Origin of the sequence: Croceitalea marina (assembly GCF_042684265.1) — a bacterium.
In the GTDB taxonomy this organism is placed as follows: Bacteria; Bacteroidota; Bacteroidia; order Flavobacteriales; family Flavobacteriaceae; genus Croceitalea; species Croceitalea marina.
The window spans coordinates 164,060-182,875 of sequence record NZ_JBHULB010000083.1 but is presented as its reverse complement, the minus strand read 5'-3'; the positions used below and the strand labels follow the sequence as shown (position 1 = coordinate 182,875).

Genomic DNA, 18,816 nt, shown 5'->3' with positions numbered 1-18,816 from the left:
AAAAGGAGTTTGAACCCCCTTTGCCAAACATTACCAAAAATAGTAGTTGATTAAATTTCTTCGTCTAGCTTTCCTCAATTGTCATTGGTCGAAATTTTTACAATTCTAGCGTAGTATATATAAACTTAACATTTCATTAACCAAAAACTGAACTCAATAAAAAGTAAACCTAAACTAGTATGAAACAAAAACTAAAGTATTGCATGCTTCTTTTTTTAATACTTGTATTTCAAGGAGCAATGGCACAGAAAAAAACCGTGACAGGTACAGTTACGGATGAAAGTGGAAACCCTTTGCCCGGCGTAAATGTTGTGGAAAAAGGAACTTCAAACGGAACTTCTACAGATTTCGATGGAAATTACAATATAAGTGTGGCAGAAGACGCAATACTTGTATTTTCTTCATTGGGTTATGCTACAATTGAAATGTCGGCTGCAGGAACAACAACACTAAATGTCTATTTAGCTGATGATGCGGAAAGTTTAGACGAAGTCGTTGTAACTGCACTAGGCATTGAAAGAGACAGACGTTCTCTGGGTTATGCTGTGACCCAATTAGAGGGTGAATCACTCTCTGAAGTAAAAACAACTAATGCCCTAAATGCATTGCAAGGAAAAGTTGCAGGTGTGAATATTACACCTCCGGCTACCGGTGCTGCTGGTACCAGTAGGGTGGTAATTCGTGGGGCGTCCTCATTGAATAACGATAATGATAATCAACCATTGTATGTTGTTGATGGGGTTACCATTGATAATACACAGTTAGGAGCGGCCAGTGAATGGGGTGGTTCTGATTTTGGCGATGGGGTTTCCAGTATTAATCCTGATGATATTGAATCGGTTAGTGTATTAAAAGGTGGTGCCGCCGCTGCATTATATGGTTCAAGAGCATCTGCAGGGGTTATTATAATTACTACTAAAAATGGTCAAGAGAGAGAAGGATTTGGAGTTGAGTATAGTAGCCAAGTAACTTTTGACAATATACAAGAAGGTGTCCGAGATTTTCAAAGAGAATATGGACAAGGTAGTCAGGGAGTTGCTCCAACATCTGCTCAAGAAGCTTTGGACAATGCTTTTAATTCTTGGGGTCCAAGATTAGGAAGTACCGCAAATTCTGTTCAATATGATGGTGTTTCCAGACCATATACCGATGCTGGTGACAATCTAAGTAGATTTTATAGAACAGGGACAACTTTTATAAATACGGTTGCTTTATCCAAGAGCAAAGAAGATTTTAATTATCGTTTTGGTATTTCCAATCTAGATAACGAAGATGTAGTACCAAATTCTAAATTAAATAGAAAATCATTTTCATTAAATCTGGGAGCTGTTCATAATGAAAAACTTTCTTTAAACTTGAGCGCTAGGTATGTGGTTGAGAAGGTTAATAATAGGCCAAGAATATCAGATACGCCGGGTAATCCAAATTTTGCTCCTGCTGTATTACCTGCTAATGTTAATGTATTGGATTTAAGTTCTGCTACTAATGGTGCTAGAGATGATGGATTTGAAGACCAAATTTCATCTAATCCATTTGTACAAAATCCTTATTGGGCTGCCTCAAGATTTAGATCATTTGATCGTAGAAATCGCATTTTAAGTTCGGCAACTTTAAAATATGATATTTTAGATTGGTTAAGTCTTACTGGTAGAGCCGGTATTGATCATCAAACTATTAGAGGAACTGTAGTAGAAGGTTTTGGTACTGCATTTAACCCACCTGGCGCAATAAACGAACAAGAGAATAATCTAACTCAGGTTGACGCCGATATTATTTTAGGGATAGATAAGGCAATTAATAATGATTTAAATGTAGAGGCTTTTTTTGGCGCAAATAAGAATACACAAAGAAGTGATTTTTTATTCCTTAGAGGTGAGCGTTTTGTAGTGCCATTTCTTGAAATCTTAGGAAATGTTGAAAATGCCAGTAGAAGAAGAGAACTAAATGAACTTGCACTTTCAGCTTTATATGGTTCGGTGGAATTCTCTTATAAAGACTATTTATATCTTACGGTAACAGGTCGTAACGAATGGTTTTCAACATTATCGGCACCAAATAAAGAGACGCCCAATAATGAATTTTATGGTTCAGCTAGTGCAAGTTTAGTATTTTCAGAATTAATGGATAATGCAGATTGGCTAAGTTTTGGTAGACTAAGGGTAGCATATTCGGAAGTAGGTGGTGGAGCTCCTGATCCATATAGTTTAAGCTTGCCATTTGAAATTTTTGGGCAAGGGCACTTAGGGCAACCCTTAGGTAGAATACAGGGTTCAACCGTACCTAATGAGGCATTAGTACCATTTTTAAAATCAGAGACAGAAATAGGTTTAGACTTAAGTTTTTTGGATAACCGCTTAGGGTTGGATATTGCATACTATACAAATACAACAGACGGTGATATCTTGAATGTTGATATTTCAAACAGTTCAGGTTTTAGTAATGTTGCATCTAACATTGGTGTTCTAAAAAATAAGGGCATTGAGATGCTACTGAGAGGAACGCCTATTCGTAATCAGAACTTTGCTTGGAATACAAGTGTTAACCTAACTTTTAATGAAAGTTTGGTTGAGTCTACAGATGATGCAGGAAATGATGTGAACGTTGGGAATGTAAGAACTTTTGCTGCGAATATTATTCACAGACCAGGTGAGCGCTTTGGAAAGATTGTAGGTACAGCTTTTTTAAGAAATAATGGTCAGATTGTTTATGATGCCGCAGGATTACCAGTAATTAATCCAGAAAGACAAGTTTTAGGAGATGGTGTACCACCATGGACCGTTGGTTGGAACAATTCGTTCAATTATAAGAATTTCAATCTAAGCTTCTTGATAGATGGTAAATTTGGTGGTCAAGTATATTCAGGCACAAATGCTATTGCTTATGGTAATGGATTACACAAGAATACCTTAGAAGGTAGGGAAGGAGGTTTAACGGTCAGTGGTGTTGATGAAGCTGGAAATCCTTTCACCTTTACCCATGATGACTCAACCTTGCAATCATATTATGGAAGATTGGGTTCAATAGCAGAAGAAGTAACTTATGATGCAGATTTCATAAAACTTAGACAGTTAAGTTTTGGCTATACTCTACCGAGTAGCTTATTGGAAAACACTTTTATCCAAAGTGCCAGCATATCATTTGTAGGTAGGGATCTATTCTTTATTTCCCGGGCGGCTGATAATATTAATCCTGAATCTGCCTTTAATGCAGGTAATGCACAAGGGCTAGAATATTTTGGTTTGCCACCAATAGGTAGCTATGGTCTAACCTTAAATGTTAAATTCTAAAAATAACACTATGAAAAAAATACTAATATTAATTGCAGCTTTTAGTGTATTATTAAGCTGTGACGAAGGGTTTGAAGATTTAAATACAAATCCAAATGCTGCCACATCTTTAGATCCAGCACCTAAATTTACAGCAAACCTCTTGTTTACAGCTGGAGATCGATTTGAAAATTGGAGAGCAAATATAATATACAGCTCTTATATGATTCAACACATGGCAAACCCAAGTGGTTTGGGTGCCGGAGATCGTTATTTATATAATGCTCAATGGTCTGGGGCTTGGTTTGAAAGAGGGTATAATGATCATGTGAAAGGTATTGAAGATATCATTAATCAACTAGAAAGCGATGAAGAGGGACAATATTCTGATGATATGTTGGCAATAGCAAGAATCTGGCGGGTATTTGTATATCATAAGATTACAGATTTATATGGTGACGTTCCTTATAGTGAAGCGGGTAAGGCTTTTGCAGATGGTGTTTTTAGACCAGTTTATGATCTACAAAGCGAGATTTATGCAGATATGTTAAATGAATTGGCTGAAGCTACAGCAGCTTTGCCCGATGGTACTTCACAATTTGGAAGCGCAGATGTATTATTTGATGGTGACCAAGGTAAATGGAGAAGATTTGGCTATTCGATGATGTTGCGCCTTGGACTTCGGCTCATTAAAGTTGATGCAACCGCAGCACAACAATGGGCACAAAGAGCTATTGATGGCGGGGTTATGGAGTCAAATGACGACATCGCCTATATGAGACATACAAATGGTCCGGAAGGTATCAATAGAAATGGTAACGGTCAGGTTTTTCAAGCAGATGATAGTATGCGTATGAGCGATACCTTTATCAATGCTTTGAGTAGCACAAGCGATCCAAGAATGCGTATTTATGCCGCTCTTCCAGATGATGATGGAGATAGAAATACCAGTGGTTCTAATGATCCAGCATTACAAAGAGGTTTACCTAACGGCTTGGATGGAACAACGGTTCAAGCTATTCCTGGTGGAGATGATTTAAATAACTTTTCCGAACCTAATAGAAATTTGATTACGGGAGAAGACGACCCGTACTTTTTTCAAACCTATGCCGAAGTCGCATTTATGCTAGCAGAAGCAAATATTAGATGGGGAATAGGCACAGATGCTGCAACTAACTACGCTGCTGGGGTAGAAGCGGCCATGAGACAATTAGATTTATATGATGTAGGTGACCAAAGTATTACAGACACTGAGATTGCTGATTATTTAGCGGCAAATCCTTATGATGCTGCAAACGGTTTGGTTCAAGTAAATACACAGTATTGGATTGTTACCTTCTTGAATCATATTGAAGCCTATGCGAATTGGAGAAGAACAGGAATTCCTGCTTTAACACCAAATAATTATCCTGGCAACGAAAGTAACGGTGAAATCCCAAGAAGGCTAAGGTATTTTGAGCGCGAACAAACTACCAATGCGGATAATTATCAAGCTGTAATTGGAAGACAAGGTGCTGATCAATTCTTTACCAGAATGTGGTGGGATGTTGAATAATTTAAGTTTTTTCCTCATTAATTAATGAGTTAGTTTAGTTTTATTCAAGCAGATAAGGGAGAGGCGACTCTCCTTTATCTATTTTAAGAATTAAATTTTATAGCTTTAGAACGTGTTTAAAAAGTACACCATCTTTATAGTATTTAGTTCTTTTTTTATCATAGTTTTTTCATGTGATAAAGAAGAAGTTATACCAAATACGCGTTTCTCTTTATTGACTTCGGCAGAAACAGGCATTCATTTTTCTAATGATATAAAAGACGAAAAGGAGTTGAGTATATTTCAATATGCAAATTTTTATGGTGGTGCAGGCGTAGGCGTAGGAGATTTTAATAATGATGGCCTGCAAGATTTGTTTTTTGCTGGTAACCTGGTGCCTGACAAGTTATTCCTAAATAAAGGAAACCTTCAATTTGAAGACGCGACATCAGCATCGGGTATTTCAAAAGATAATGGCTGGTCAACCGGAGTGACCATCGCAGATGTTAATAATGATGGGTTTCAAGATATCTATGTCAGTAGGGAATTGTATGATAAAAAACCCGAATTAAGAACAAACTTACTTTATATAAATAAAGGTGATGGTACTTTTACAGAAATGGGTGCTGCCTATGGAGTTGCCAATAGTCAACGCACACGACACGCTACTTTTTTAGATTATAACAACGACGGTTTGTTGGATCTATTTCTTTTAACACAGCCGCCGAATCCTGGTAATTTTTCAGAATATAGAGGATCGGAGCTACTTAAACCAGAATTCCACTTAAAATTATATAGAAATCATGGTGATAAATTCGAAGACGTTTCAAAAGAAGCTGGCGTTGCTATTACCGGATTTCCCAATGGGGTTTCAGCAAGCGATATTAATAATGATGGTTTTGTAGATATCTACGTTGCCAATGATTTTTATGCTCCTGACTTTCTATTTGTAAATAATGGAGATGGAACCTTTACCAATAAAGCCAATGAATCATTAAAGCACATGCCCTATTACAGTATGGGGGTGGATATTGCCGATATAAATAACGATAATCAGCTTGATATTTTTGTTGTAGATATGGTAGCCGAAGATAACTTTAGGCTTAAATCTAACATGAGCGGAATGAATATCGACGCTTTCTGGAAAGTGGTCAATGATGGGGGGCATTATCAATATATGTACAATACCGTTCAAAAAAATAATGGTAATGGAACTTTTAGTGATGTTGCACAGTTTACAGGAATGGAAGCAACAGATTGGAGCTGGAGCAATCTTTTGGCAGATTTTGATAATGATGGATTAAAAGATGCATATGTAACGAACGGGCTATTGCGTGACATCAGAAATACGGATGCCGATAAAGAAGTTGGTCAGTATGTTCTGGATACGGCCAATAAATGGATTGCCGAAAACCCGAATGCGGGAGATGTTAGTATTTGGGATATACTGGACTTGGATAAAGCTCTTGACATTTTGCCATCACAGCCGTTGAAAAATTACGCATTTAAAAATAGGGGTGACTTTAAGTTCGAAAAAGTAATGGATGATTGGGGTTTAACCGAAAAATCGTTTTCCAATGGCTCGGTTTACGCAGATTTAGACAATGATGGTGACCTGGATATAGTGGTAAACAACATTAATGAACAGGCCTTTGTTTACCGCAATAACTCAGAATCGATTCCAAATTCAAATTATTTAAGAGTACAACTAGTTGATAAAGAGAATAAAAACACCTTTGGTTCGCGAGTCCGTATTGTAACAAATGGCCAAGAGCAGTTTTTTGAAACTACCAATGTAAGAGGCATATATTCAACAAGTGAACCTTATGTTCATTTTGGTCTTGGGGATTCAAAAAAAATAGATACGCTCGAAGTCTTTTGGCCTAATGGTAAAAAGACCATAAAAACCAATTTAAAATCCAATGCATTGATAAAATTGGCAATGGAGGATGCAAGCTCTTTTGAAAAGAAAAAAAAGCAAAAGGTTGACAATCTATTTCTGGATATTACGAAAACAGCAAGTTTAGTATACAATCATCAAGAAAACGATTTTGATGATTTTGACCATCAAATTTTACTACCTCATAAATTATCTCAATTTGGCCCAGCCCTAGCAAAAGCAGATATAAATGGCGATGGTTTAGATGATGTTTTTATTGGAGGTGCTTCAGGTTTTGAGCCTGCGATAATGATTCAAAATGCCAATGGAGGGTTTGTGAAAACTGATATTAAATTTTGGAAAAAAGAAGCACCTTATGAAGATATAGATGCTGTTTTTTTTGATGTAAATGGCGATGGTTCCGAAGATTTATATGTGGTTAGTGGCGGTAATGAATATGCAAAAAATGACTTTCATTATGCAGATAGACTATACTTAAATGATGGTACCGGCAGTTTCAAAAAAGGAGCTTTATTGAACGCAGGTAGAGACAGTGGTTCTAAGGTGGTAGTTGCAGATTATGATAAAGATGGCGATTTAGATGTATTTGTTGGTGGTAGGCATGTGCCACATCAATACCCTCTTCCAGCGTCAAGTACATTGTTTTTAAATAATGGCGGAAGCTTGAAAAACGTAACTTCTGAATTGGCTCCAGAGCTTGAAAATGTAGGTATGGTAACCGATGCCATTTGGCTAGATTATGATATGGATGATGATTTGGACTTAATCGTGGTAGGAGAATGGATGCCAATTACTGTTTTTTCGAATAATGGAGGGAGTTTAAGCAAAGAAAATATTCCAGAATTTGAGAACACCGTCGGATGGTGGTTCAGTTCGATACCTAGTGACTTTGATGCCGATGGTGATATTGATTTTATTGCTGGTAACTTAGGACTTAACTACAAATACAAAACTTCTCCAACAGAACCTTTTGATATTTATTACAAGGATTTTGACGGTAATGGAATTGGAGACATTGTTTTAGGATACCATACTAACAACAAGCATTATCCTCTTAGAGGGTTTTCGTGTTCTTCGGAACAAATACCAGGGCTAAAGAAAGAAATTAAAAAATACGATCTTTTTGCTTCAATGGAAATCAGCGAGATATATGGGGAAGCGGACTTAAAGAATGCACTGCACTACCAAGCAAATACTTTTGCGTCATATTATGTAGAAAATTTAGGTAACGGCAGTTTTAAAATGAAAGAGCTTCCTTCCGAAGCACAATTGACCAATTTGAATGATGCCATAGCAGATGACTTTAATGGTGATGGATATTTAGATGTGCTTTCGGTCGGTAACCTTTACGTATCCGAAATAGAAACACCAAGAAGCGATGCCGGTATTGGCGTTTTGCTCTTAGGAGATGGTAAGGGCAATTTTAAGGCCGTAGAAAATACTAAAAGTGGATTTTTCACCTATGGTGATACCAAAAATCTTCTTCAAATGAAAATAGCAAACAAAGAGGTAATTGTAGTTGCGAATAATAATGACCAACTACAACTCTTTGAACGAAAAATAAAAAAATGACAATTTCAAATAATATAAAAACGAGCTAATGCAGATAATAGAAAACGCTAAAGTTTACGATGCTATAATCGTAGGTTCGGGTGCCGGAGGGGGAATGGCCACCAAAGTTTTGGCAGATGCCGGACTAGATATTGCCGTAGTGGAGGCAGGTCCATTTTTTGACCCTGCCGACCCAGAGCAAAAAACACAACTACGTTGGCCATATGAGTCCGAAAGACGTGGTGCAGGTACTCGATATAGGCCATTTGGCGACTATGATGCTGCTTATGGTGGTTGGGATATTGAAGGAGAGCCTTATACGCATGTTGAAGGAACTAAATTTAATTGGTTTAGATCACATATGCTCGGGGGCAGAACAAACCATTGGGGTCGTATTTCATTACGATTTGGGCCAAAAGACTTTAAAGGAAAAGACCGGGATGGTTATGGCGATAATTGGCCTATAGGTTATGACGATGTAAAACCGTACTATGATAAGGTTGATAAGCTTATAGGTGTTTTTGGAACCAACGAAGGGCTCCCTAATGATCCGGACGGTTTTTTTCTACCTCCTCCAAAGCCAAGATTACATGAGCTTTTTTATATTAATGGGGCTAAAAAATCTGGAGTACCCGTATACCCTTCCAGAATGTCGATGTTGACCAAGCGCATCAATAATGAACGTGGTGTTTGTTTTTATTGTGGGCAATGTGCTAGGGCTTGTCAGGTCTATGCTGATTTTTCTGCAGGTACCTGTTTAATTTTTCCGGCACAGAAAAGTAGAGGCCAAGTAGATCTTTTTGTAAACTCTGTGGTAAGGGAAGTAACTACCGATGAAGAAGGAAGAGCTACGGGCGTATCGTACATTAGTAAAGACGATAGAAAAGAATATAAGTTGAAGGGCAAAACAGTAATTTTAGCTGCCTCTGCGTGTAGCTCGGCTAGAATATTAATGAATTCCAAAAGCAAGCAACACCCTAATGGTTTAGGTAATAGTAGTGATGTAGTTGGTAAATATTTACATGATTCAACAGGTGCCGATAGGGCTGCATTTATTCCAGATTTAATGAACAGGAAAGTATCCTACAACGAAGACGGGGTAGGTGGAATGCATATTTATTCACCTTGGTGGGGCGACAATTCCAAACTTGATTTTCCGCGCGGATATCATCTTGAAATTTGGGGAGGTATGGGCATGCCCAGCTACGGAACGGGTTTTAATGTAAATGATTTCAATAAGTTTTTTGGAACAAAAGCAGGGGGGTACGGAGATATCCTGAGAAGTGACTTGAAAAAATATTATGGTGCCGTCGTTGGTATATCTGCTAGAGGTGAGTCGATTGCAAGAAAAGATAATTATTGTGAGATAGACCCTAATGTTGTTGATGAATGGGGTATACCTGTGCTGCGTTTCCATTATAAGTGGTCAGACTTAGAACGAAATCAGGCCAAGCATGCCCATGATACCTTCGAAGAAATATTGACGAATATGGGAGGCGAACTTATGGGCGATAAACCAGGTAAGGATAGGGACTATGGTCTTCATACTCCAGGTGCTATCATTCATGAAGTTGGGACAACTAGAATGGGGGATAATCCTAAAACATCAGTGACCAATAAATACCAGCAGTTACACGATGTCGATAATGTATTTGTTGTTGATGCGGGAGTATTTACCTCACAAGCGGACAAAAATTGTACCTGGACAATTTTGGCACTTTCATGGAGAGCTTCAGACTATGTTATTGAACAATTAAAAAAACAAAATATTTAACCATGGATAGAAGAAAAAGTTTAAAAGCAATAGCCTTAGGTTCCGTGGCGACAGGTTTGGCCGCACATGGTTGTAAGCCTGGTGAAGAAAAACCGGAAGTAACAGATGTAAAAGCACACGAACCTGTCAAATGGCGTACCGATTACGAGAATAAGATTCTAACTGAAATCAAAGAAGGGGAAGATTTTTTCAACGAGCACCAAAGAGAAACCATGGTTGTGCTTTGTGATCTAATTCTCCCGCCAAGTGAGCAATACAAAGGCGCATCTGATGCAGATGTGGTTTCTTTTATTGATTTTATAGCGAGGGATACCGAATCAGAAAAAATGCAGACCGATCTAAAGGGTGGTTTAATGTGGTTAGACCATAAATGCAATACAGAAAATGAGCTTGTTTTTAAGGATGCCACAATTGAACAACAAAAAGCGATTTTAGATGAAATTGCATATTATGACCCCAATACTCCGGATAGTGAAAGACCTTTTGAGGTGAACTTTTTTAGTATGGTCAGAAATTTAACCATGTCTGGTTTTTATACTACCAAACTAGGTATTGAAGAACTGGGCTATAAGGGCAATATGCCCAATGTTTGGGATGGTGTTCCACAAGATGTTTTAGATCAACATGGTGTGGCTTACGACCCTGAATGGATTGCAAAATGTGTAGATCAAAGTAAACGCAATATTGCCGCCGAGTGGGATGAAGAGGGTAACCTGTTAACTTAGAAAACTATAATGAGGCAAATTATATTGAGGGCGCTTATTTTAGCGATTATGGTCAGTAGCTGTAAGAACGATAATTACGTTGAAGACAATATTGGGCTACAACTGTATAGTCTAAGAGCGCAGTTTCCAAAAGATGTACCGGGTACGATAGCACAAATTAAATCTTGGGGGATAAATGTTATTGAAGGTGGGGAAAACACCTATGGTATGGAAGAGTCGAAATTTATCGATTTATTGAATAAAAATGGAATTGAAACAGCTAGCGTCGGTGCTAGTTTTGAAGAGCTGAGAGACAACCCGGAAGAAACTTTGAGACGTGCCAAAGCTTTTGGAGCAACATATGTAATGTGCGCATGGATTGCCCATAAAGATGATCATTTTAACATTGAAAATGCCAAGGAGGCTGTAAAAGTATTTAATGCTTCTGGTGAGTTCTTAAAGAAGGAAGGGATCCAGTTGGTATACCACCCCCATGGTTATGAATTCAAGCCTTATGAAGATGGAACCTTATTCGATTATATGGCTAAAAATGAGGAAAGCTTTGACTTTGAGATGGATGTGTACTGGGTAGTACATGGTGGTGAAGACCCATTTGCGCTTTTTGAAAGATATCCTGAAAAATTTAAGTTGATGCATTTAAAAGATATGAAGAAAGGCACTGTTGGAAACCATACCGGCCATGGTGATGTTGAGACCAACGTAGTCTTAGGTTCAGGTATGATAGATATCAAGGCTTTAATGCTTAAGGGTAAAGAGATGGGCGTTGAATATATGTTTATTGAAGATGAATCTTCCAGAGTGGTCGAGCAAATTCCACAGAGTTTAGATTTTTTGAGAAAAATATAAGTACTGCCGCAACATATTAGGATACTAATTTATTTTGAAAATGAAATTTGAAGTAAATTTGCAATCTTATTCAATACCATGGTAGTTACTATTTGTAGAAAAGCACATTTTAATGCTGCGCATAGATTGCATAACCCTGATTGGTCGGACGAAAAAAATCTAGAGGTTTTTGGAAAATGCAATAGTCCAAATTATCATGGCCATAATTTTGATTTAGAGGTTCGGGTTAAAGGTGAAGTAGACCAGCAGACAGGTTTTGTAATGGATTTGGCCGATTTAGGTGAAATGATTAAATACGAAGTAGAAGAGCGTTTTGATCATAAAAACCTGAACGAAGACTGTGAGGAGTTTAAAGGAATTATGCCTTCGACCGAAAATTTTGTAAAAGTCATCTATGATATTCTTAAGCCTAAACTTTTAAAAGGGCATTTGCTTCATATTACATTGCATGAAACTCAAAAGAATGCTGCCGAGTATGGTGATTGGTAACATTTTTACGATATTGCAGCACTTTTTGGAGTATTAGCTCAGTTGGTTTAGAGCGCTGCCTTGACAGGGCAGAGGTCACTGGTTCGAATCCAGTATACTCCACTTTTTAAAACCCTACCGTACACGTATTCGATTTCCCGAACCAACGAACCCTATTTTTTGAAGCTAGGTTATAAATGGTGTCTCGTATAATTCTTGGTACGAAGGCTAGTAATGCCGCAACCAATTTCCACTTGGGTATTTGTGAAACTATTTTTAAAAAACCATCAGAATGGGTATGTGCACCGGCCTCATCAATTAAGATAACCGTGGTCAACTCTTTTTTCGGAAAACCAAAAGTATGTAGTAAAGATTGCCCATATGGCGATTGAAACGCTACAAAACTAAAGCTATCGGCAGGGGCGAATTTTAATAACCAACCTACCACGCCATTGCATAAATTACATTCACCGTCAAAAATGATAATACTGTTGTCCATGATTACTAGTTGTTACCCCTTATAGGTCGTAGAACCACCGGAACCATTTCACATCAAACTCAAAAAAAGTAATTTTTAGTAAAGTTTAGCATTTAGAGCAGCTCTAAAATACGTTCTAGGGCCATGCCCCTTGAGCCTTTTATAAGCATGGTGCTTTTTGGTAAATTTGTATCAACTAGGTATGACTTAAGCTTCTCGAATGATTTAAATTTTTGAAAAGTGGTATTGACTTTAAAGAAGTTCTCTCCAACTAAATAAACATCTTTAAATCCTAGTTTCTGGGCATAATCGGCTATAGACTGATGTTCTTCATTTGCCGTTTCGCCGAGCTCGAACATATCACCTAAAAAAAGGGTTTTCTGTGAAGATTCTATTAAACTTAAATTCTCAAGAGCCGCCATCATGCTGGTCGGGTTGGCATTATAGGCATCTAAGATTATTTCATGTCCGTTCTTCTTCATCAATTGCGAACGGTTGTTGTCAGGGTTATAAAATTCAAGAGCTACCTTGATTTCATTAGGAGGAACGTTGAAGTATTTTCCCATTAAAATTGCCGCACAACAGTTGTGAAAATTGTAAGCCCCAATAAGGTTGGTATTTACTACTAGGTCTTCGAATTTTATTTGAACAAATGGAGAAGCACTAAGCAACTCTATTTGATAATATACTGAGTCAGTCTGGCTAAAACCAAATTTTTTAATGTAAGTAGCCAATTTCTCCTTTTGAATGGCATCATCTGCATTTAAAAAAATGCGCTTATCATTTTCGATGAGATAGGTAAATAACTCACTTTTTCCTTTAATGACCCCTTCAACTCCCCCAAAACCTTCTAGATGGGCTTTTCCAAAATTGGTAATGTACCCAAAATCTGGTTGGGCCAATCCAGATAAAAAGGCAATTTCTCCTTGATGATTGGCTCCCATTTCTACTATTGCCAATTCTGTATCTTCTTTAATGGAAAGAAGGGTCAATGGAACACCGATATGATTGTTTAAATTTCCTTTAGTGGCAATGGTTTTATATTTTTTTGAGAGTACGAGATTAATGAGCTCTTTCGTAGTTGTTTTTCCATTACTGCCAGTTAGTGAGATTACTCTGGTTTTCGAATAGTTACGATGAAAAGTAGCCAATTCTTGCAATGTTTCTAAAACATTGTCAACGAGAATCGTCTTTTCTGAAGTCTGATAATCTACCTCATCAACTATGGCATAAGAAGCACCTTCTTTTAAAGCCTCTTCAGCGAACTTGTTACCATTAAAATTAGACCCCTTAAGCGCAAAGAATATGCAGTTGGGAGTTATTTTTCTTGTGTCTGTAGATATTTCAGGAAACTGTAAGAACAGTTTATGTAGCTCGGTCACATTCATAAATCGAAGATAAAAAAAAGCCTTGATGGTAGATCAAGGCTTTTTACTTTATAATAAAAATCTAATTATTTCGATTTCTTATGTCTTACTGTTTTGTTCTTGGACTTTGATTTAGAACCTACTCTTGACATAGCGCATCTAAAGCCAATATCATCGGTTGCCATATATTGTGGTAAGTAACGACGTTGTGCCGGGTCTAACCAAAATGCTCTATCTCTCCATGAACCACCTTTATATACCCGAACCTCATCATTGATTAAGGAAGTTCTATAGTTAGAAGTATCATACTGACGTAAAATTTTACCTGTAGAATCACGCTCCACTTTATGCTTAGGAGAATCGTACATTTTTCTATTATCTTCTTCGTCATCACTAAATCTTTGATAGAATCTTGAAGAACCTGGGTCACCATCTCTATAACCTCTGTTATCACTAGATGAGAAGTTAGTTCTTAAATAAGTTTCTTGCTCATCAACCGGAACTTCTTTGATTTCACCTGGAAGGTTTACAGCAACAACTTTTCCGTTAGGTAAGGTGTCAAAAACTACAGAATCTCTAATAATTTGAACTTTTCCGTCTTCACCGATCGCTTTTTTCGTGTAAATATTACCTCTATAATAGTTGAAATCACTTATCTCGTCATCAACTATTGGTCTGTAAACATCGGCAACCCATTCCGAAACGTTACCGGCCATATCATAAAGACCAAAATCATTTGGCTTATATGATTTCACTTGACCTGTGATATCAGCTCCGTCATCTGACCATCCGGCAATACCGCCATAGTCACCTTTTCCTTGCTTAAAGTTTGCCAATTGATCGCCACGACCTACACGTTGTCCATTTCTGGTGTAATCACCTTCCCATGGATATTTTTTTCGACCTCTATAATTGTTGTACTCACGAGTGCCAATAAGTGCCTGCGCGGCATACTCCCACTCGGTCTCAGTTGGCAATCTATATTCAGGAGAAATAATACCTGAACTTCTTTTTGCAAAACTATTTATAGAATCTTTTTTCTGCTTTCCTTGAAGTGAATCGATTTGACCTCCATATACAGATTCTGGATTGTTAAGGTAGGCTTCAGTACTAAAAGTACCATCTACTTCACCGTTAAGTACCCCATATAAAGCATCTTCTTCAATAAAACCTTCTTGGGCAAGTTTGTATTCGTTTACTCTATCGGTTCTCCATTCTGCGTATTGCGTTGCCTGAATCCAATTAACACCAACTACAGGGTATTCTGCATACCCGGGGTGGCGCAAATAGTTATTGGTCATTGTTTCGTTAAAACCTAAGCGGTTTCTCCAAACCAATGTGTCTGGCAATGCACCTTTGTAAATATTTGCGTACATAGGATTTTCTGGAGGGTATACCTTTTTAAGGTAATCTAGATATTCCATGTACATTTTATTGGTTACCTCAGTTTCATCCATGTAAAAAGACTGCACATGTTGAGAGGTTGGGGTATTGTTCCAATCATGCATAATATCATCTTGAACTTGCCCCTTGGTAAAAGTACCACCTTCTATAAAGACCGTTCCCGGAGGAGTTTCTTGTTCTTTAAAATCAGAGTTGTATTGAAAACCGCCATCTTTGGCATTAATTTTCCATCCAGTTGCTCTCGAAACATTTTTAGACGAAGAAGATGAGTTTTTGCAACTTGAAAAACTTACCGCTACAACCACACTGGATAGTACAACTTTTACTAAGTGTTTTTTCATAATTAGGACTTGAGTTCGATAAACCGAAAACGTATTCGGCTACTTCAATTTTATTTGATTTAATATCACTTCAGGCAATAAAACGAAAAGATGGACACAATATTTTATATCCCGAGAAAAACTTTCAGTTAATTTTTTTCGATTTTATTACTACCACAATAACGACGTAAAATCAATTATAGTATGCGTAGTATCTGGGTTTAACGTTCACTTTATTTGTGTACATGAATGTATTTGGTCTAAAAAGGACTTTCTTGAACAAGAATTTATAAAAAAGAGCGTTTCTGTATAATATGTTAAATGGTTCTCTGGGCGAGAACTGGTTTTTAAAGTATAAAAACTTACAACTTTATAACGAGAAAGAATGAAAAAATTAATCGTTTTGATAACGCTTATTTGCGTTGTTAAAGTTTCTGCACAGCAAGAAAGGGTAATTACTACGGCAGTTCCGTTTTTAACTATTTCTGGAGATGCCAGAGCTTCTGGTATGGGTGATATGGGCGTTGCCACTTCTGTTGATGCCTTTTCACAACAATGGAATCCGGCTAAATATGCATTTTCTGAGAGAAAATCTATGATTGGTGCCAGTTATACGCCATTTTTGGAAAATGTAGTTTCAGATATCGGTTTGTTATCCGCAACTTTTTCGAACAAGCTTGATGAAACAAGTGCCTTTGCAGTTGGCATTAGGTATTTTAGTCTAGGCGAAATTGAGTTGAGACAGACTATAAACGAAGAAGGTACGCTTGTAAAACCCAATGAATTTGCCATAGATGGCTCATACTCCTTAAAATTGAGTGAAACGTTTTCAATGGCAGTCGGGGGTAGATTCATAAGTTCTAATCTTAGATTACAAGATGGCACCCAAGACTCTCAAGCCGCAAATGCTTTTGCAGTAGATATTGCCGGTTTCTTTCAATCAAGGGAAGTTGCCTACAATAATTTTGACGGTAGATGGCGCGCAGGTTTTAACATTTCTAATCTCGGCGGTTCATTACAATATGATGAAGGGGGGCAAGAAAACTTTTTACCCACCAATTTAAGGTTTGGTGCGGGTTTTGACTTTATTCTTGATGCCGATAATGTTGTTGGTATCTACTCTGAATTTAATAAATTGTTAGTGCCGACACCGCGTGATTTTAATGGCGATGGCGTAATTGATAGTGCTGATAATGACATCTATCAAAACATAAGTTTTTTTAGCGGAGTGTTCGAGTCATTTGGTGATGCGCCAGACGGTTTTAGCGAAGAGCTAAAAGAAGTTACTTGGTCTTTAGGTACAGAGTATAGATATCAAGATGCCTTTATGTTAAGAGCCGGATATTTTAATGAAAGTCCGGTAAAAGGTTCTAGGCAGTTTGCTACGATAGGTGCGGGCTTTAAGTTTAAATCTGCTCAAATAGATTTGTCCTACCTTTTCTCTACGGCACAAGTTAGAAACCCACTTGAAAATACCTTACGTTTTTCGCTTACTTTTAATTTTGGCGAAGAATTCTACAACGATTAAAAGATTAATGCTATAATTTGATATAAAACCCTAACATAACGTTGGGGTTTTGTTATTTTTAGGGGATAGGTTTATGAAGAATGGAGAAAAAAAAGATTGAATTTGAGCTCAGTATTTACAATGCTGAAGATGAATTGTCCAAAGAGGAGCAAGACTTACTTTATAAAGCGACCGAGGCAAGGGCTAATGCCTATGCACCATATTCCAACTTTCAAGTTGGGGTAGCGATACTCTTGGAAAACGGCGAGATAGTCATTGGAAACAATCAAGAAAATGCCTCATATCCATCGGGTCTGTGTGCCGAAAGGGTCGCTATTTTTCAGGCAGGGGCACGTTTTCCCAACCAAAAAATAATTTCGATGGCAATAACCGCTACCTCAAAAAATTATGTTGTCGATACCCCTGCTGGCCCTTGTGGTAATTGTAGGCAATCAATTGCAGAATATGAGCAAAAACAGAAAACGCCGATCACAATTTTAATGCGAGGAGAAAAAGGAAAAATTTATAAATGCAATTCAATCGCTGAATTACTTCCCTTGGCCTTTAATAATTCTTTTTTAGGGGATTCTTAAATCATTTGTTTCCCAAAAACAGATATATATGTATTTTTGTTTTTCCCTTATGATAGGGAACTTCATTTAACATCATTATTTAATGAAAAAAATCACGAAAGAGGTATACCTAAAGTGGTACGAAGACATGTTGTTCTGGCGCAAGTTTGAAGACAAGCTTGCTGCGGTTTACATTCAGCAAAAAGTTAGAGGATTTCTACATTTATACAACGGTCAAGAGGCTGTTCTTGCAGGGTCATTGCACGCAATGGATTTGAATAAAGATAGAATGATAACGGCTTACCGAAATCATGTGCAACCTATAGGTATGGGTGTTGACCCAAAAAAGGTCATGGCAGAATTATACGGTAAGGTCACGGGTACCTCTAAAGGTATGGGGGGGTCCATGCATATTTTTTCAAAAGAGCATCGTTTTTATGGTGGTCATGGTATTGTTGGTGGTCAGATTCCTTTAGGTGCCGGTCTTGCATTTGCCGATAAATACTTTAAACGTGATAATGTTACTTTATGTTATATGGGTGATGGTGCCGTAAGACAAGGTTCATTGCATGAGGCGTTCAACTTGGCAATGCTTTGGCAGTTGCCGGTTGTATTTATTTGTGAAAACAATGGATATGCAATGGGTACTTCGGTAGCGAGAACATCCTACTCTACGGATATTTATAAATTAGGATTAGGTTATGAAATGCCATGTGCCCCAGTAGATGGCATGGATCCTGTTTCAGTTGCAAAAGAAGTCGATAAGGCTATTGAACGTGCAAGAACAGGCGGTGGACCAACATTTTTAGAAATGAAAACCTATCGTTATAGAGGTCATTCAATGTCAGATGCCCAGCACTATCGAACTAAAGATGAGGTTGAAGAATACAAGAAGATAGATCCCATCACTCAGGTGAAAGATGTGATTTTAGAAAAGAAATATGCCTCTGAAGATGATTTAAAAATTATTGATAAGCGTGTTAAAGACCTAGTTTCTGAATGTGAGAAATTTGCTGAAGAATCAGATTTTCCACCAGTACAACAATTGTACGATATGGTCTATGAACAAGAAGATTATCCATTTTTACAACATAAACTATAAGC

The 18,816-nt window shown here is 37.5% G+C and carries 13 protein-coding genes and 1 tRNA gene; 11 read left to right on the top strand and 3 right to left on the bottom strand.

All coding sequences use genetic code 11. The annotated features are described in order from the left end of the window. Positions 1 to 179: 179 nt before the first annotated feature. The 8 genes from ACFSQJ_RS19685 (at position 180) to ACFSQJ_RS19650 (ending at position 12,187) form a co-directional block, all read left to right on the top strand. Positions 180 to 3,287, top strand: a complete 3,108-nt coding sequence (locus tag ACFSQJ_RS19685) for a SusC/RagA family TonB-linked outer membrane protein (protein WP_377768629.1) — start codon at positions 180 to 182, stop codon at positions 3,285 to 3,287. Positions 3,288 to 3,297: 10 nt separating this feature from the next. After that, positions 3,298 to 4,821 carry a SusD/RagB family nutrient-binding outer membrane lipoprotein gene (locus tag ACFSQJ_RS19680; RefSeq protein ID WP_377768628.1) on the top strand — a complete coding sequence of 508 codons (1,524 nt, stop codon included), beginning with the start codon at positions 3,298 to 3,300 and terminating at the stop codon, positions 4,819 to 4,821. 112 nt (positions 4,822 to 4,933) lie between these two features. Beyond that, complete coding sequence (locus ACFSQJ_RS19675) at positions 4,934 to 8,272, top strand: VCBS repeat-containing protein (RefSeq protein WP_377768627.1); 3,339 nt, start codon at positions 4,934 to 4,936, stop codon at positions 8,270 to 8,272. A 28-nt stretch (positions 8,273 to 8,300) separates the two neighbouring features. After that, entirely contained in the window at positions 8,301 to 10,025 is a 1,725-nt protein-coding gene (locus tag ACFSQJ_RS19670; RefSeq protein WP_377768626.1) for a GMC family oxidoreductase, read from the top strand. Between the two features lie 2 nt (positions 10,026 to 10,027). Beyond that, positions 10,028 to 10,750, top strand: a complete 723-nt coding sequence (locus tag ACFSQJ_RS19665; RefSeq protein ID WP_377768625.1) for a gluconate 2-dehydrogenase subunit 3 family protein — start codon at positions 10,028 to 10,030, stop codon at positions 10,748 to 10,750. Positions 10,751 to 10,759: 9 nt separating this feature from the next. After that, complete coding sequence (locus tag ACFSQJ_RS19660) at positions 10,760 to 11,596, top strand: sugar phosphate isomerase/epimerase family protein (protein WP_377768624.1); 837 nt, start codon at positions 10,760 to 10,762, stop codon at positions 11,594 to 11,596. A 78-nt stretch (positions 11,597 to 11,674) separates the two neighbouring features. Beyond that, positions 11,675 to 12,085, top strand: a complete 411-nt coding sequence (locus tag ACFSQJ_RS19655) for a 6-pyruvoyl trahydropterin synthase family protein (RefSeq protein ID WP_377768623.1) — start codon at positions 11,675 to 11,677, stop codon at positions 12,083 to 12,085. A gap of 27 nt (positions 12,086 to 12,112) precedes the next feature. Then, positions 12,113 to 12,187 (top strand) — tRNA-Val (locus ACFSQJ_RS19650). A gap of 4 nt (positions 12,188 to 12,191) precedes the next feature. Here the strand turns inward: ACFSQJ_RS19650 and ACFSQJ_RS19645 are convergent. The 3 genes from ACFSQJ_RS19645 to gldJ all read right to left on the bottom strand — a co-directional run bounded on the left by ACFSQJ_RS19645 (position 12,192) and on the right by gldJ (position 15,654). After that, entirely contained in the window at positions 12,192 to 12,563 is a 372-nt protein-coding gene (locus ACFSQJ_RS19645; RefSeq protein WP_377768622.1) for a thiol-disulfide oxidoreductase DCC family protein, read from the bottom strand. A 92-nt stretch (positions 12,564 to 12,655) separates the two neighbouring features. After that, entirely contained in the window at positions 12,656 to 13,930 is a 1,275-nt protein-coding gene (locus ACFSQJ_RS19640; RefSeq protein WP_377768621.1) for a UDP-N-acetylmuramoyl-tripeptide--D-alanyl-D-alanine ligase, read from the bottom strand. A gap of 65 nt (positions 13,931 to 13,995) precedes the next feature. Next, positions 13,996 to 15,654, bottom strand: a complete 1,659-nt coding sequence (gene gldJ / locus ACFSQJ_RS19635) for a gliding motility lipoprotein GldJ (RefSeq protein WP_377768620.1) — start codon at positions 15,652 to 15,654, stop codon at positions 13,996 to 13,998. Positions 15,655 to 16,018: 364 nt separating this feature from the next. On the opposite strand from gldJ, the gene porV reads away from it, so the two are divergent. The 3 genes from porV (at position 16,019) to pdhA (ending at position 18,814) form a co-directional block, all read left to right on the top strand. Beyond that, positions 16,019 to 17,161 carry a type IX secretion system outer membrane channel protein PorV gene (gene porV, locus ACFSQJ_RS19630; RefSeq protein ID WP_377768619.1) on the top strand — a complete coding sequence of 381 codons (1,143 nt, stop codon included), beginning with the start codon at positions 16,019 to 16,021 and terminating at the stop codon, positions 17,159 to 17,161. A gap of 80 nt (positions 17,162 to 17,241) precedes the next feature. Next, the gene (gene cdd, locus ACFSQJ_RS19625; RefSeq protein ID WP_377768618.1) at positions 17,242 to 17,733 is read left to right on the top strand and encodes a cytidine deaminase; all 492 of its coding nucleotides are present in this window, start codon (positions 17,242 to 17,244) and stop codon (positions 17,731 to 17,733) included. 82 nt (positions 17,734 to 17,815) lie between these two features. Continuing rightward, positions 17,816 to 18,814, top strand: coding sequence for a pyruvate dehydrogenase (acetyl-transferring) E1 component subunit alpha (pdhA, locus tag ACFSQJ_RS19620; RefSeq protein WP_377768617.1), 999 nt, complete (start codon positions 17,816 to 17,818; stop codon positions 18,812 to 18,814). Positions 18,815 to 18,816: the final 2 nt, after the last annotated feature.

Coding starts and splice junctions, on each gene's coding strand:
- ACFSQJ_RS19685 (WP_377768629.1), top strand. CDS start 180: ATGAAACAAAAACTAAAGTATTGCATGCTTCTTTTTTTAATACTTGTA.
- ACFSQJ_RS19680 (WP_377768628.1), top strand. CDS start 3,298: ATGAAAAAAATACTAATATTAATTGCAGCTTTTAGTGTATTATTAAGC.
- ACFSQJ_RS19670 (WP_377768626.1), top strand. CDS start 8,301: ATGCAGATAATAGAAAACGCTAAAGTTTACGATGCTATAATCGTAGGT.
- ACFSQJ_RS19665 (WP_377768625.1), top strand. CDS start 10,028: ATGGATAGAAGAAAAAGTTTAAAAGCAATAGCCTTAGGTTCCGTGGCG.
- ACFSQJ_RS19660 (WP_377768624.1), top strand. CDS start 10,760: ATGAGGCAAATTATATTGAGGGCGCTTATTTTAGCGATTATGGTCAGT.
- ACFSQJ_RS19655 (WP_377768623.1), top strand. CDS start 11,675: ATGGTAGTTACTATTTGTAGAAAAGCACATTTTAATGCTGCGCATAGA.
- ACFSQJ_RS19645 (WP_377768622.1), bottom strand. CDS start 12,563: ATGGACAACAGTATTATCATTTTTGACGGTGAATGTAATTTATGCAAT.
- ACFSQJ_RS19640 (WP_377768621.1), bottom strand. CDS start 13,930: ATGAATGTGACCGAGCTACATAAACTGTTCTTACAGTTTCCTGAAATA.
- gldJ (WP_377768620.1), bottom strand. CDS start 15,654: ATGAAAAAACACTTAGTAAAAGTTGTACTATCCAGTGTGGTTGTAGCG.
- porV (WP_377768619.1), top strand. CDS start 16,019: ATGAAAAAATTAATCGTTTTGATAACGCTTATTTGCGTTGTTAAAGTT.
- cdd (WP_377768618.1), top strand. CDS start 17,242: ATGGAGAAAAAAAAGATTGAATTTGAGCTCAGTATTTACAATGCTGAA.
- pdhA (WP_377768617.1), top strand. CDS start 17,816: ATGAAAAAAATCACGAAAGAGGTATACCTAAAGTGGTACGAAGACATG.